The sequence below is a fragment of the Polaromonas sp. P3_B1 genome, from assembly GCF_056402935.1.
The window spans coordinates 79,662-93,065 of sequence record NZ_JBFUGK010000010.1 but is presented as its reverse complement, the minus strand read 5'-3'; the positions used below and the strand labels follow the sequence as shown (position 1 = coordinate 93,065).

The window sequence follows — 13,404 nt, the reverse complement described above, 5'->3', positions numbered from 1 at the left end:
GGCCATGACGCTGCCCATGCACCCACTCGCCCTGCCGCGCCGGCGCCACATCCTGGCGGGCGCCACCGGCCTGGCCATGGCGGTGGTGCTGCGCCCCGCATCCGCTGCTGCGGGCGACCTGGCGGTGGCCGTAGCGGCTTACACCCAGGGTGCGCCGGCGCGTGCGGGCAAGGTCAAGCTTGACGTAGCCGAACTGGTCGACAACGGCAATGTGGTGCCCATCACCGTCACGGTGGACAGCCCCATGACCGCCGCCGACCACGTGAAAAGCATCGCCGTCTTCAACGAAAAAAATCCCCAGCGCGACGTCGCCCGCTTCACGCTGGGGCCGCGCGCCGGCAAGGCCGCTGTGACGACACGCATACGGCTGGCCACCTCGCAGCAGCTCGTCGCCGTCGCGCAGATGAGCGACGGCAGCTACTGGTCGCATACGGTGAATGTCATCGTCACGCTAGCCGCCTGCATTGAAGGCGATACATGAGCCCCCACGGTCGCTCACTTCGTGTAGCCTACGGCTTCTCCCTGCCCCTTTCACGACGAAAGGGGCCGCTGCGCCTGCGGCCCGGCAAAGCCGGTTCCGCGGCCCCAGCTTGGTCTTCTCTAACTTCTATCTGCCTGCCTAATGATGGGCAGAGTGACTCTTACAGGCGTTGCTGACATGGCCCGCACCCTGATCAACGCCCCTTCCACCGCCAGGCGTGGTGAAGTCATCGAGATACGCGCCACCATAGGCCACCCGATGGAAACCGGTTTTCGCGCCGGCGAAGACGGCAAGGTCTTGCCGCGCAACATCATCCAGAGCTTCAGCTGCCGCTACAACGGCGAACTGGTCTTCAGCGCCGAGCTGTTTTCGGCCGTCTCGGCCAATCCCTATATCGCCTTCCATACCCTGGCCACCGAGAGCGGCACGCTGGTGCTCAGTTGGGAAGGCGACAACGGTTTTTCGCAGGCGGAAAGCATCCAGCTGGCCGTCACGGCATGACGCGCATTCTGGTTTGCCTTCTGCTGTCTTTATCCCTTGGAAATGCCTGCGCGCAAAACACTGCCGGCAAGGACACACGCCGCTCGGGCTTTGAAGACATGGGCGCCGCCACCCAGGCCATGCAGAAGGATGACGCGCTCAATCCCGGCATGCTGTGGGTCCAGGACGGCGAGGCGCTATGGAAGCAGCCGGCAGGCGTCAGCGGCAAGGCCTGCATCAGCTGCCACGCGGCGGCGCAAAGCAGCATGCGCGGCGTGGCGGCACGCTACCCGGCGTTTGACACCGGACTGGGCCGCCCCATCACATTGAGCCAACGCATCAACCAGTGCCGCCAGCAGCACCAGCAGGCCTCGCCGCTGCGCCCCGAGAGCCAGGACTTGCTGGGCCTGGAAGCCTATGTCGCGCTGCAGTCGCGCGGCCTGCCGCTGGCACCGCCCGACGATGCCAGACTGGACCCGTTCCGGCAACGCGGCCAGCAGTTGTTCGCGCAACGTATCGGGCAACTCAACCTGTCCTGCGCGCAATGCCACGACAGCCTGCCCGGCAAACGCCTGGCCGGCAGCCTGATCCCCGAAGCGCACCCTACCGGCTACCCGGTATACCGCCTCGAATGGCAGGCCATGGGCTCGCTGCAGCGCCGCCTGCGCGGCTGCATGAGCGGCGTGCGCGCCGAGCCCTTTGCCTATGGCGCGCAGGAACTGGTCGAGCTGGAGCTCTACCTCAAGACACGCGCCAAAGGCATGGCCATGGAGGCGCCGGGCGTGCGGCCCTAGAGGGGCTCAGCCCGCCAGTCGATCTGCTCAAACAGATGCATAAGTCTGACCTGACGCGTCGTACTGAACTGCCCGACCCAGCCGATCTTGCCCAGCAGGTGCGAGCGGAAATCAGCAAGCCGGTCCACGTTTTGCGATGCCGGCCCGTGCAGCACACTTTGATGCAAACACGCTTTAAGCCGATCAAAATCGTCTCGCGGCACATTCGGGCGGACGTTGACCACGACGCCGGTCACACGCTGGCGTTGATGCCCGGGCAGGCAGCGCGTCTTGTCCTGGTGCAGGGTAAAACCTTCCTCCCGGACGATTTCTGCGACCCAGGCGTGCAAGGCGCGAAACTGCCGGCGCAGCGATTCCGGACCCGAAAATACAAGGTCATCGGCATAACGCGTATAACTCGCGCCGAACACCCAGGCCAACCCTTCAAGCCGTAAATCGAGATTGAAAGCACAAAGGTTTGCCAATGCCGGCGAGGTCGGCGCGCCCTGCGGCAGATGCGCTGAGCCCAGGCGCTTGGCGCCTATCCAGTCAAGCCCACCGTCGTCGCGCAAACGCTCAACAACCATCTTCGCCGTACGATGTGTGCAGAGTGTGGTGAGGCTTCGCGCGATACCTTCGGGATAACCCAAGGTGCGCCAGACGGCGTTGACTTGGGCTGCCCCTACACTGCCAAAGAAATCGCGCAAATCAAAACGAATGACCACAGCTTGCCCGACATGAGCCGCCGCATGGGTCTTGACCGAACGGCCGACGCTAAAGCCATGCGCGGCTTCATGCACAGGCACCTGGCTTAGCAGCGTTTGCAGGATGTGGCGCTGCACACGCTTGAGTCCCGCCTTGGGCGTCTCGAGCAGGCGCAGGCCACCCGTCTGTTTGGCCTGCAGGGTGTAACGGTAGTGCTCAACTACCGGCGGTGTCGCCGGCGCCAGCCAGCGCAGTTGCTCGCGCGAAAGCTGGAGCCAGCGCATTAGATCAGCATCCGTGGTGATATCAGGCAAGACGCAGGCTTCCAGCCCCATAGGCCGGGGCCGCATCACCGGTGGCCGCAGAATCAGCCGGCGAATGCGCGGTGGCTTTTGCGGTTCAGCATCATCCCGCTCATCGTTCTGCGGCAAGCTGTGCGCATCACCGGTGTCGCCGGTCTCTTCGTCTTCGTCGTCCTCTTTCCCAAAGGCCAGGTCAAAGGCATGTGAGGCCTCGAGCCGCCGCGCAAGCGAGGTGATGTCAAATTTTTGCCAGGTGATAGTCGACAGCAGGACCAAGGGTTCAAGCAACTCCCGAAGCCACGCGGGGCGCTGTCCGAGCGCTGCCTCAGCCCTGGCCTGAAGGGCACGCAATGCGGTGCCTCCCGGCCTGTCCGCGTCGGCGAGCAGTGCGCGAGCCAGGCCGCGTGCAATCAGATGTCGGGAGTTGGCTTCGCGCATGGAATTGGGTTGACGCCTGCATCCCAACCAGCAGGTCCTGCGTGAGCTGGGTGCGCAGAATGCGCAGGCCGCTCACGCGCCGAAATCGCAAAGTACAAAACAACCATGGGGGTACCCCATGGTGCGGACAGGCAGCAACGAATCACGTCCCGCTCGCAACACTTGGAATGCTGGCGTCGCGGAAATTCTAAGGGGATTGCCACGGCAAGCAGCGACTATTGATCGCTTCGACGACGGCAAAACAACACAAGAATGCTTTGGTCGCCGGTCTCAGGCGTGTTCATTACGGGCATTGAAGGCCCAGGCAAAAAAAAGCCCGAACCCATCAAGGTCCGGGCTTGGGACAGGCCCTGGTACGACTTATTTGCGCGCCGGCGGCAAGTCAGTGCAGCTGCCGTGCGCCACTTCCGCGGCCATGCCCATGCTTTCGCCCAGCGTGGGATGCGGGTGTATGGTCTTGCCGATATCGACCGCGTCGGCGCCCATTTCAATCGCCAGCGCGATCTCGCCGATCATGTCGCCGGCGTGCGTGCCGACAATGCCGCCGCCCAGGATCTTGCCGTGGCCGTGGGCTTCAGGACTATCGTCAAACAGCAGCTTGGTGAAGCCTTCGTCGCGGCCGTTGGCGATGGCGCGGCCGGAGGCCGTCCAGGGGAACAAGCCCTTTTTGACCTTGATGCCCTGCGCCTTGGCCTGGTCCTCGGTGAGGCCCACCCAGGCGATTTCGGGGTCGGTGTAGGCCACGCTGGGGATCACGCGGGCGTTGAAGGCGGCGCTGGCCAGTTCCTTGTTGCCCTGCAGTTCACCGGCGATAACTTCGGCGGCCACGTGCGCTTCGTGCACGGCCTTGTGCGCCAGCATGGGCTGGCCCACGATGTCGCCGATGGCGAAGATGTGGGGCACATTGGTGCGCATCTGGATGTCGACGGGAATAAAGCCGCGGTCGCTCACGCTGATGCCGGCCTTCTCGGCCGCGATCTTCTTGCCGTTGGGTGTGCGGCCCACGGCCTGCAGCACCAGGTCGTAGGTCTGCGGCGCCGGGGCGCCCTCGCCTTCGAAGCTGACCTCTATACCGGCCTTGGTCGCCTTGGCGCCCACGGTTTTGGTCTTGAGCATGATGTTGTCAAAACGCGGCGCATTCATCTTCTGCCAGACCTTGACCAGGTCGCGGTCGGCGCCCTGCATCAGGCCGTCCATCATCTCGACCACGTCCAGGCGCGCGCCCAGGGTGGAATACACGGTGCCCATTTCCAGGCCTATGATGCCGCCGCCCAGGATCAACATGCGCTTGGGCACCTCTTTGAGCGCCAGTGCGCCGGTGCTGTCCACCACGCGAGGATCGTCCGGCATGAAAGGCAGGCGCACGGCTTGTGAACCCGCCGCGATGATGCAGTTCTTGAAGGCGATGGTTTGTTTTTTGCCGGTTTTTTCCTGGCCTTGGGCGCCGCTGGTTTCTTCAACCTCGAGGTGATGGGCGCCGACAAACTGGCCTACACCGCGCACGGTGGTGACCTTGCGCATCTTGGCCATGGCCGTGAGACCGCCGGTGAGCTTGCCGACGACTTTTTCCTTGTGCGTGCGCAGTTTGTTGATGTCGAGCTTGGGTTCACCAAAACTCACGCCCAGGCTGTCGAAATGCTTGACCTCGTCCATCACGGCGGCCACGTGCAGCAGCGCCTTGGAGGGAATGCAACCGACGTTGAGGCAGACGCCACCCAGCGTGGCGTAACGCTCGACCAGCACGACCTTCAGGCCCAGGTCGGCGGCGCGGAAGGCGGCCGAGTAGCCGCCGGGGCCGGCGCCCAGCACCAGCACGTCGCAATCAAGATCTGCGGAGCCGCTGAAGCTGGCGGCCGTTGGGGCGGGTGCGGCAGGTGCGGCTGCGGCCGGAGCGGGAGCAGCTTTCTTCTCTGGCGCAGGCGAAGGCGCCGGAGTGGCGGCGGCGGCGACACCGGACGCTTCCAGCGTCAGCACGACGGAACCTTGCTTGACCTTGTCGCCCAGCTTGACCTTGACTTCCTTGACCACGCCAGCGGCGGAGGATGGAATCTCCATCGAGGCCTTGTCGCTTTCCACGGTGATCAGGCTTTGCTCGGCCTTGATGGTGTCGCCGGCCTTGACCAGCACTTCAATCACGGACACTTCGTCAAAATCGCCAATGTCCGGCACCTTGATGTCTACCAGGCTGGATGCGCTCATTTGGAGGCTTTCAATTTAAGGGTGAATATGTCGACGGGTCCGGCGGAGTTCTTGTCGAACTCGCAGCCCGCATTGAGGCCGGCCATGGCCACTTCGCGCGCGGTCTTGGCCTTGTCCCAGGCGGCGTGCATGGCGCCCAGCGCGAAGCTGCGGCCAGAGCCTATGCCCCAGAATTCCTTGAACTCGAAGACTTCGCGGTAGCTGTAAAGGCCGTAGATGCCGCTGGCATTGGCGATGACGACGGTGAACTGGCTGGACTCATAAGGGTCGTTGTCGTCTTCCTTGGTCTGCAGGAAAAACGTTTCCTTGAGCAGCGGGTGCAGCTTCACGAAGGTGTCGAACACCTCGTCGCGCGAGCCCAGCTTGAGCTGGTCCTTGGGCAGGGCCGACATGGCCTTGCGCAGCACCGGGAAATGCGCCACCGTGCCGGCCATGCCGATGTAGCTCATGCCTGCCGGCGTGTCGACCTTGAAGATCTTGCTGTTGGCCTCGTATCGATGGCCCAGGCTGGTGTCGCCGAAGGTGACCAGCGTGTCGGCGGCGATGGCAACCTGCCCCGCCTTTTTGACGACTACTAGCGTTGTCATGATTCGCTTCCTGTTTAGAGCAGGACGCGGCGGAAGTCGGCGAGGATTTGGCCCAGGTAGGCGTTAAAGCGCGCGGCGGCGGCGCCGTCGATCACGCGGTGGTCCCAGCTCAATGACAGCGGCAGCATCAGGCGCGGCTGGAAGGCCTTGCCGTCCCAGACCGGCTCGGTCGAGCTCTTGCAGACGCCCAGGATGGCGACTTCAGGTGCATTGATGATGGGCGTGAAATAACGACCACCTATGCCGCCTAGCGACGAGATCGTGAAGCAGGCGCCGGACATGTCGGCAGGGCTCAGCTTGCCGTCGCGCGCTTTCTTGGCGAGTTCGCCCATCTCCTGCGAGATCTGCACGATGCCCTTCTGGTCGGCGTTCTTGATGACGGGAACGACCAGGCCGTTGGGGGTGTCGGCGGCGAAAGCGATGTTGTAGTACTGCTTGAGCACCAACTGCTCGCCGTCGAGCGAGGCGTTGAACTCGGGGAATTTCTTGAGCGCGGCGACCGAGGCCTTGATCAGGAAGGCCAGCATGGTGATCTTGATGCCGGCTTTTTCGTTTTCCTTGTTCATGAGCACGCGGAAGGCTTCGAGCTCGGTGATGTCGGCATCGTCGTGGTTGCAGACGTGCGGGATCATCACCCAGTTGCGGTGCAGGTTGGCGCCGCTGATCTTCTTGATGCGCGACATGTCCTTGCGCTCGACCGGGCCGAACTTGGTGAAGTCGACCTTGGGCCAGGGCAGCAGGTCCAGCCCCGCCCCGCCGCCCGAAGACGCGGGCGCCTTGGCGGCCTGTGCCTGGGTGCGGACGCTGCCGTCCATCACCGACTTGGTGAAAGCCTGGATGTCGTCCTGCGTGATGCGGCCCTTGGGGCCTGAGCCCTTGACTTCGGCCAGCGGCACACCGAGCTCGCGCGCGAACTTGCGCACCGAGGGCGAGGCATGCGGCAGGTTGCCTTGCGGCGCCGTGGTGGGATCGTGGGCCGGCTGGCTGGCGGGGGCCGATGTGGCGGCTTGCGCGGGTGCGGCTGCCGCAGCTGCGGCGGGAGCGGATGCCGGCGCAGGGGCCGGCGCCGGAGCGGGCGATGCGCCCGCAGCCGAGGCGGTGGAGCCTTCGAGGATGGCCAACAGGTCGCCGATGTTGACGGTGTCGCCCAGCTTGACCTTGAGTTCCTTGAGCACACCGGCGGCCGAGGACGGGATTTCCATCGAGGCCTTGTCGGATTCGACCGTGACCAGCGACTGCTCAGCCTTGATGGTGTCGCCGGGCTTGACGAGGACTTCAATGACGGAGACGTCCTTGAAGTCGCCGATGTCGGGCACGCGGACTTCGACGGGGCCGGTAGCGGCGGGTGCGGTGGCAGCAGGTGCCGGCGCTGTGGGCGCAGAGGCTGCGGGAGCCGCCGGAGCGGCCGCTGCCTTTTCCTTGGGAGCCGGGGCGGCTTCGGCGCCGGCCCCTGCCACTTCCAGCGTCAGCACGACCGAGCCTTGCTTGACCTTGTCGCTCAGCTTGACCCGCAGTTCCTTGACCACACCCGCGTGGCTGGAGGGGATTTCCATGGAAGCCTTGTCGGACTCCACGGTGATCAGCGACTGCTCGGCCTTGACGGTGTCGCCGGGCTTGACCAGCAATTCAATCACTGTCACTTCGTCGAAATCCCCGATATCAGGAACTTGAATGTCTACCACTGCCATGTTCTTGTCTCCGTTTGCTTCAGGCGTTCAGTATTCGGGCGTCTACGTCAGGGTTTTAACTCAAGCGTAAAGCGGATTGATCTTGTCGACATTGATGCCGTACTTCTTGATGGCTTCGGTCACCTTGGCAACCGGCACCGTGCCCTCTTCGCTAAGCGCCTTCAGGGCCGCCACGACGATGTAGTGGCGGTTGATCTCGAAGTGCTCGCGCAGCTTGCTGCGGAAGTCGCTGCGGCCGAAGCCGTCAGTGCCCAGCACCTTGAAGGTGCGGCCCTTGGGGATGAAGGAGCGGATCTGCTCTGCGTAGGCCTTCATGTAATCGGTCGATGCGATGACGGGGCCGGTGTGCTTTTCAAGCTGCTCAGCCACAAACGGCACCTTCGCTTTTTCGGTCGGGTGCAGCAGGCTCCAGCGTTCGGCCGTCTGGCCGTCGCGGGCCAATTCGTTGAAGCTGGGGCAGCTCCAGACGTTGGCGGCGACGCCCCATTCTTTTTCGAGCAACTCTTGCGCGGCAATGGATTCGCGCAGGATGGTGCCGGAGCCCAGCAGTTGCACACGCGGCGTGAGCTTGGCGCCTTCCTTGCACAGGTACATGCCCTTGATGATCTGCTCCTCGGTGCCGGGCTTGAGGCCGGGCATGGCGTAGTTTTCATTGAGCAGGGTGAGGTAGAAATAGACGTTGTCCTGTTTCTCGACCATGCGTTTGAGGCCGTGGTGCAGGATCACGCCGACTTCATGCGCGAAGGTCGGGTCGTAGCTGATGCAGTTGGGGATGGTGCCGGCCAGGATATGGCTGTGTCCGTCTTCGTGCTGCAGTCCTTCGCCGTTGAGCGTGGTGCGGCCCGAGGTGCCGCCCAGCAGGAAACCGCGCGCCTGCATGTCGCCGGCCGCCCAGGCCAGGTCGCCGATGCGCTGGAAACCGAACATCGAGTAGTACACGTAGAAGGGCACCATGATGCGGTTGTTGGTGCTGTACGAGGTGGCCGCCGCGATCCAGCTGCTCATGCCGCCGGCCTCGTTGATGCCTTCCTGCAGGATCTGGCCCTGCTTGTCTTCCTTGTAGTACATCACCTGGTCTTTGTCGACCGGCGTGTACTTCTGGCCGTCGGGGTTGTAGATGCCGATCTGGCGGAACAGGCCTTCCATGCCGAAGGTGCGGGCCTCGTCCACCAGGATGGGCACGACGCGCGGGCCCAGGGCCTGGTCGCGCAGCAACTGCGTGAGGAAGCGTACGTAGGCCTGGGTAGTCGAGATTTCACGGCCTTCGGCCGTGGGCTCGATCACCGACTTGAAGGTTTCCAGCGCGGGCACGGTGAACTGCTCGTCGGCCTTGACGCGGCGGTGCGGCAGGTAGCCGCCCAGGGCCTTGCGGCGCTCGTGCAGGTAGCGCATCTCGGGCGTGTCGTCGGCCGGCTTGTAGAAGGGAATGTCGGCCAGCTTGCTGTCGGGGATGGGGATGTTGAAGCGGTCGCGGAAGGCCTTGATGTCCTCATCGGCCAGTTTTTTGGTCTGGTGGACGTTGTTCTTGCCTTCGCCGATCTTGCCCATGCCGAAGCCCTTGACGGTCTTGATCAGCAGCACGGTGGGCTGGCCCTTGTGGTTGACCGCCTTGTGGAAAGCCGCATAGACCTTTTGCGAATCGTGGCCGCCGCGGCGCAGGTTGAAGATGTCCTCGTCGCTCATCTTGGCGACCATCTCAAGCGTGCGCGGGTCCTGGCCGAAGAAATGCTTGCGCACGTAGGCGCCGTCGTTGGCCTTCATGGCCTGGTAGTCGCCATCCAGCGTGTCCATCATGACCTTGCGCAGCGCGCCGTCCTTGTCGCGGGCCAACAGCGGATCCCAGTTGCTGCCCCACAGCAGCTTGATGACGTTCCAGCCGGCGCCGCGGAACTCGCCTTCGAGCTCCTGGATGATCTTGCCGTTGCCGCGCACCGGGCCGTCCAGGCGCTGCAGGTTGCAATTAATGACAAAAACCAGGTTGTCGAGCTTTTCGCGCGCGGCCAGGCCGATGGCGCCCATGGATTCGACCTCGTCCATCTCGCCGTCGCCCAGGAACGCCCAGACCTTGCGGTTTTCGGTGTTGGCGATGCCGCGGGCATGCAGGTACTTGAGGAAACGCGCCTGGTAGATCGCCATCAGCGGGCCCAGGCCCATGGAGACGGTGGGGAACTGCCAGAACTCGGGCATCAGCTTGGGGTGCGGGTAGCTGGACAGGCCCTTGCCGTCGACTTCCTGGCGGAAGTTGAGCAGTTGCTCTTCGGTCAGGCGGCCTTCAAGGTAGGCGCGGGCATAGACGCCGGGCGACACGTGGCCCTGGATGTAGAGGCAGTCGCCGCCGTGCTCTTTTCCTGGTTCAGTGCTCTCGGCGTGCCAGAAGTGGTTGAAGCCGGCGCCGAACAGGCTGGCCAGCGAGGCGAAGGAGCCGATATGGCCGCCCAGGTCGCCGCCGTCGGCGGGGTGCAGGCGGTTAGCCTTGACCACCATGGCCATGGCGTTCCAGCGCATGTAGGCGCGCAGGCGTTCCTCGATCTCGAGGTTGCCGGGCGAGCGCTCTTCCTGGTCGGGCTCAATGGTGTTGACGTAACCGGTGTTGGCCGAGAAAGGCATGTCTATGCTTTTCTGGCGGGCGTGCTCCAGCAGTTGCTCGAGCAGGAAGTGGGCGCGCTCAGGGCCTTCGCTTTCGATGACGGCGGACAGGGCGTCCATCCACTCTCGGGTTTCCTGGCTGTCTTTGTCCAGCGCGTCGTTGGCGGCGGCGCGCAAGTTGTCGCCGGCTTGGGTGGGATTGGCAGCCATTTTTTGTCTCCTGAGTAGCCTGATAAAGCTTGTTTAAGCTGCGATGCGGCTTCTTGTCGAGCCGCTCACAGGGCCTGTGTCCAACTTGGGTCTAAACGTGTTGTAAACGCAAATTAGATTCAAGTCCCTAGTTTCTCATAATATTTGTGAGATTTCAAATAGTGCTTATTGATTTCATATTAAGAAATTCAAAAGTAAGCATACGTCGCATCCATGGGTCCGGAGCAAGCCTTTTCCGCGACATTTCCACGGCATTGCCGCCGCACCGCCGCGCCGCGCTTCACCTTCAAGAATCAGGGACAACCCTGCCCCGCACGAGGCATCTCCCTTAAACTGCACATCCCTATGACCCAGCAAGCCCCTGCCCTCGCCGATCCCACGGTGAATCCTGCCCCCCTGGCCTTGTGGCGCCGCTGGTGGCGGCGGCAATCGCCGTCGCGCCAGGACCGCTTTATCACGCTGGGTCCGCTGCTGGCCGTCGCGCTCTTCCTGGCGGCCGTGATCGCCGCCTTCGGCTACCTTCGCATCGAGGAAATCGACCGCGAGCAACAAGCTGTGAAACGCGACGTGGAGTACGCCCAGCAGCGCCTGCGGCTGCGCCTGCTGGAGCGGCAGGAGCAGCTCATGCGCATAGGCCGCGACGTCTCCAACAAGGAAGTCGACACCGAGGAATTCATCACCCAGGCCGAATCACTCGTCAACCAATACCCCGAGCTCATGGCGGTGACCTGGGTAGACAGCAAGCGGCGCATCAAGGTGGCTTATGTATCGCCCAGCGCCAACGGCAGCCAGTTGCGCGGCGCGGGTGAACAGCTCAAGGTCGGCGAGACCGACGGCACCTACGAGCTGGCCAGGGACCTGCGCCAGCCGGTGTACTCACGCCCGCTGACGCCCAAGGAAGCCGGCGGCTACAACGCCCCCACCCTGCAATTGCAGGTGCCGCTGGACGACCAGGGCAAATTCGCCGGCGTGATCATGGGCGAATACTCCATCGACGGGCTGCTGCGCTTCGGCGTGCCGACCGAAGTCACCGCCAAATACGCCGTGACCCTGATTGACGACAAAAACCAGGTGCTGGCGGGCAGCCTGCCGCCGCCGCGCAATCCTGCAGCCCGGCTGCTGCCCTGGTCCGACGGCGCGGCCGAATACGAGATACCGGTCTCGCCGGTCGGAAACGGCCTGCTGATACGCGCCGAGGGCTACCGCACCTCGCTGGGTGTGGTGGGTAGCGGCTTCTTCTGGCTGGTCAGCGCCCTGAGTGCGCTCACGGTATGGATGCTGCTGGGCACCTGGCGCCACACGCGCCGCCGCGTGCAGGCCCAGCAGGCGCTGATCGCCGAGACCAACTTCCGCCGCGCCATGGAGAACTCCATGCTGACCGGCATGCGCGCGCTCGACCTGCAGGGCCGCATTACCTACGTCAACCCGGCCTTCTGCCAGATGACGGGGCTGACTGAGGGTGACCTGGTGGGCCGCACGCCGCCGTTTCCGCACTGGCCCGAAGGCGAGATCGACACCCTGATGCAACGGCTGGACGATGAGCTGCACGGCCGCACGCCGCCGGGCGGCTTTGAGGTACGCGTCAAGCGCAAGAACGGCCAGATCTTCGACGCCCGCATGTATGTCTCGCCGCTGATAGACCCGCGCGGCCAGCAGACCGGCTGGATGACCTCCATGACGGACATCACCGAGCCCAAGCGCATCCGCGAGGAGCTGACCGCCTCCTATGAGCGCTTCACCACGGTGCTCGAAGGGCTGGACGCCGCCGTTTCAGTGGCACCGCTGGGCAGCGAGGAGCTGCTGTTTGCCAACAAGCTGTACCGCTCCTGGTTTGGCGGCGAGGTGTCGGGCCACCTGAACCTGATCGCGCAGGCCGGTGTGCCCAGCGCCGTGCCCACCGACGACACGCTGGATGCGGTCGACGGCCTGGCCGGTTTCCCGACCGATACGCTGACGGCGGCGCAGACGGAGAACGCCGAAATCTTCGTGCCCGAGCTCAGCAAATGGCTGGAAGTGCGTTCACGCTACCTGACCTGGGTGGACGGCCGCCTGGCCCAGATGGTGATTGCCACCGACATCACGCCGCGGCGCCATGCCGAAGAACAGGCAGCGCAGCAGAACGAGCGCGCCCAGACCGCCAGCCGGCTGATCACCATGGGCGAGATGGCCTCCAGCGTAGCGCACGAGCTGAACCAGCCGCTCACGGCCATCAACAACTACTGCAACGGCATGGTGTCGCGCATCAAGGGCAAGCAGATCAGCAACGAAGACCTGCTGATCGCGCTGGACAAGACAGCCAAGCAGGCGCACCGGGCGGGCCAGATCATCCAGCGCATACGCTCCTTCGTCAAACGCAGCGAGCCCAACCGCACGGCGGCCGACGTGGCCACCATGGTCAGCAACGCCATGGAGCTGGCCGACATCGAGCTGCGCCGCCACCACGTGCGCCTGAGCCACTACATTGCGGCCCGCCTGCCGGAGATCATGGTGGACCCCATCCTGATCGAGCAGGTGCTGATCAACCTGATGAAAAACGCAGCGGAATCGATTGAACAGGCCCATCTGCCCACGGCGCGCCGCAGCGTCGAGCTGCGCGTAGTGCCCAAGCAGATCGAAGACCAGGCCGTGGTGGAGTTTTCAGTGCTCGACACCGGGCGCGGCCTGTCGCCCGAAGTCATGAGCCGGCTGTATGAAGCCTTCTATTCCACCAAGGCCGAAGGCATGGGCATAGGCCTCAAACTGTGCCGCAGCATCGTCGAGTCCCACCAGGGCAGGATGGAGGCCGAGAACCTCTACAATGGGGACGAAGTGGTGGGGTGCCGGTTTACCTTCTGGATCCCTGTGACACCCCTGCTCCTGCCGGCGGCGCCAGCCGGCGACAGCGCAGCAGCCCGAAACGCAGGCGTTCACTGAAGACCCTTCAAGAACCGTCTCTTGAGAAGTTCACGAAAGAAA

At 63.9% G+C, this 13,404-nt stretch carries 9 protein-coding genes; 4 read left to right on the top strand and 5 right to left on the bottom strand.

The window, feature by feature from the left end; translation table 11 throughout:
• The first annotated feature begins 4 nt into the window (after positions 1 to 4).
• From AC1DXS_RS08100 to soxA, 3 genes are all read left to right on the top strand, one after another.
• On the top strand, positions 5 to 481 hold the full coding sequence (locus AC1DXS_RS08100) for a SoxY-related AACIE arm protein (RefSeq protein WP_477737001.1): 477 nt from the start codon (positions 5 to 7) through the stop codon (positions 479 to 481).
• A 177-nt stretch (positions 482 to 658) separates the two neighbouring features.
• Positions 659 to 982 (top strand): thiosulfate oxidation carrier complex protein SoxZ, encoded by a 324-nt coding sequence (soxZ, locus tag AC1DXS_RS08095; protein ID WP_477737000.1) that lies wholly within the window; start codon positions 659 to 661, stop codon positions 980 to 982.
• On the top strand, positions 979 to 1,755 hold the full coding sequence (soxA, locus tag AC1DXS_RS08090; RefSeq protein WP_477736999.1) for a sulfur oxidation c-type cytochrome SoxA: 777 nt from the start codon (positions 979 to 981) through the stop codon (positions 1,753 to 1,755). Before soxZ ends, soxA begins: the two co-directional genes overlap by 4 nt.
• On the opposite strand, the gene AC1DXS_RS08085 is transcribed toward soxA, so the two are convergent.
• The 5 genes from AC1DXS_RS08085 to aceE all read right to left on the bottom strand — a co-directional run bounded on the left by AC1DXS_RS08085 (position 1,752) and on the right by aceE (position 10,449).
• Positions 1,752 to 3,179: a reverse transcriptase family protein gene (locus AC1DXS_RS08085; RefSeq protein WP_477736998.1), complete on the bottom strand. Its 1,428-nt coding sequence runs from the start codon at positions 3,177 to 3,179 to the stop codon at positions 1,752 to 1,754. The genes soxA and AC1DXS_RS08085 overlap by 4 nt on opposite strands.
• Before the next feature lie 360 nt (positions 3,180 to 3,539).
• Complete coding sequence (lpdA, locus tag AC1DXS_RS08080; RefSeq protein WP_477736997.1) at positions 3,540 to 5,378, bottom strand: dihydrolipoyl dehydrogenase; 1,839 nt, start codon at positions 5,376 to 5,378, stop codon at positions 3,540 to 3,542.
• A complete protein-coding gene (locus tag AC1DXS_RS08075) occupies positions 5,375 to 5,965 on the bottom strand; it encodes an MFS transporter (RefSeq protein WP_477736996.1) in 591 nt (196 codons plus the stop codon). Before AC1DXS_RS08075 ends, lpdA begins: the two co-directional genes overlap by 4 nt.
• Positions 5,966 to 5,979: 14 nt before the next feature.
• Positions 5,980 to 7,653 carry a dihydrolipoyllysine-residue acetyltransferase gene (gene aceF, locus AC1DXS_RS08070; RefSeq protein WP_477736995.1) on the bottom strand — a complete coding sequence of 558 codons (1,674 nt, stop codon included), beginning with the start codon at positions 7,651 to 7,653 and terminating at the stop codon, positions 5,980 to 5,982.
• A gap of 60 nt (positions 7,654 to 7,713) precedes the next feature.
• A complete protein-coding gene (aceE, locus tag AC1DXS_RS08065) occupies positions 7,714 to 10,449 on the bottom strand; it encodes a pyruvate dehydrogenase (acetyl-transferring), homodimeric type (RefSeq protein WP_477736994.1) in 2,736 nt (911 codons plus the stop codon).
• A gap of 345 nt (positions 10,450 to 10,794) precedes the next feature.
• Here aceE and AC1DXS_RS08060 point away from each other — a divergent pair, with 345 nt between their 5' ends.
• Complete coding sequence (locus AC1DXS_RS08060; protein ID WP_477736993.1) at positions 10,795 to 13,362, top strand: PAS domain S-box protein; 2,568 nt, start codon at positions 10,795 to 10,797, stop codon at positions 13,360 to 13,362.
• Positions 13,363 to 13,404 lie beyond the last annotated feature (42 nt).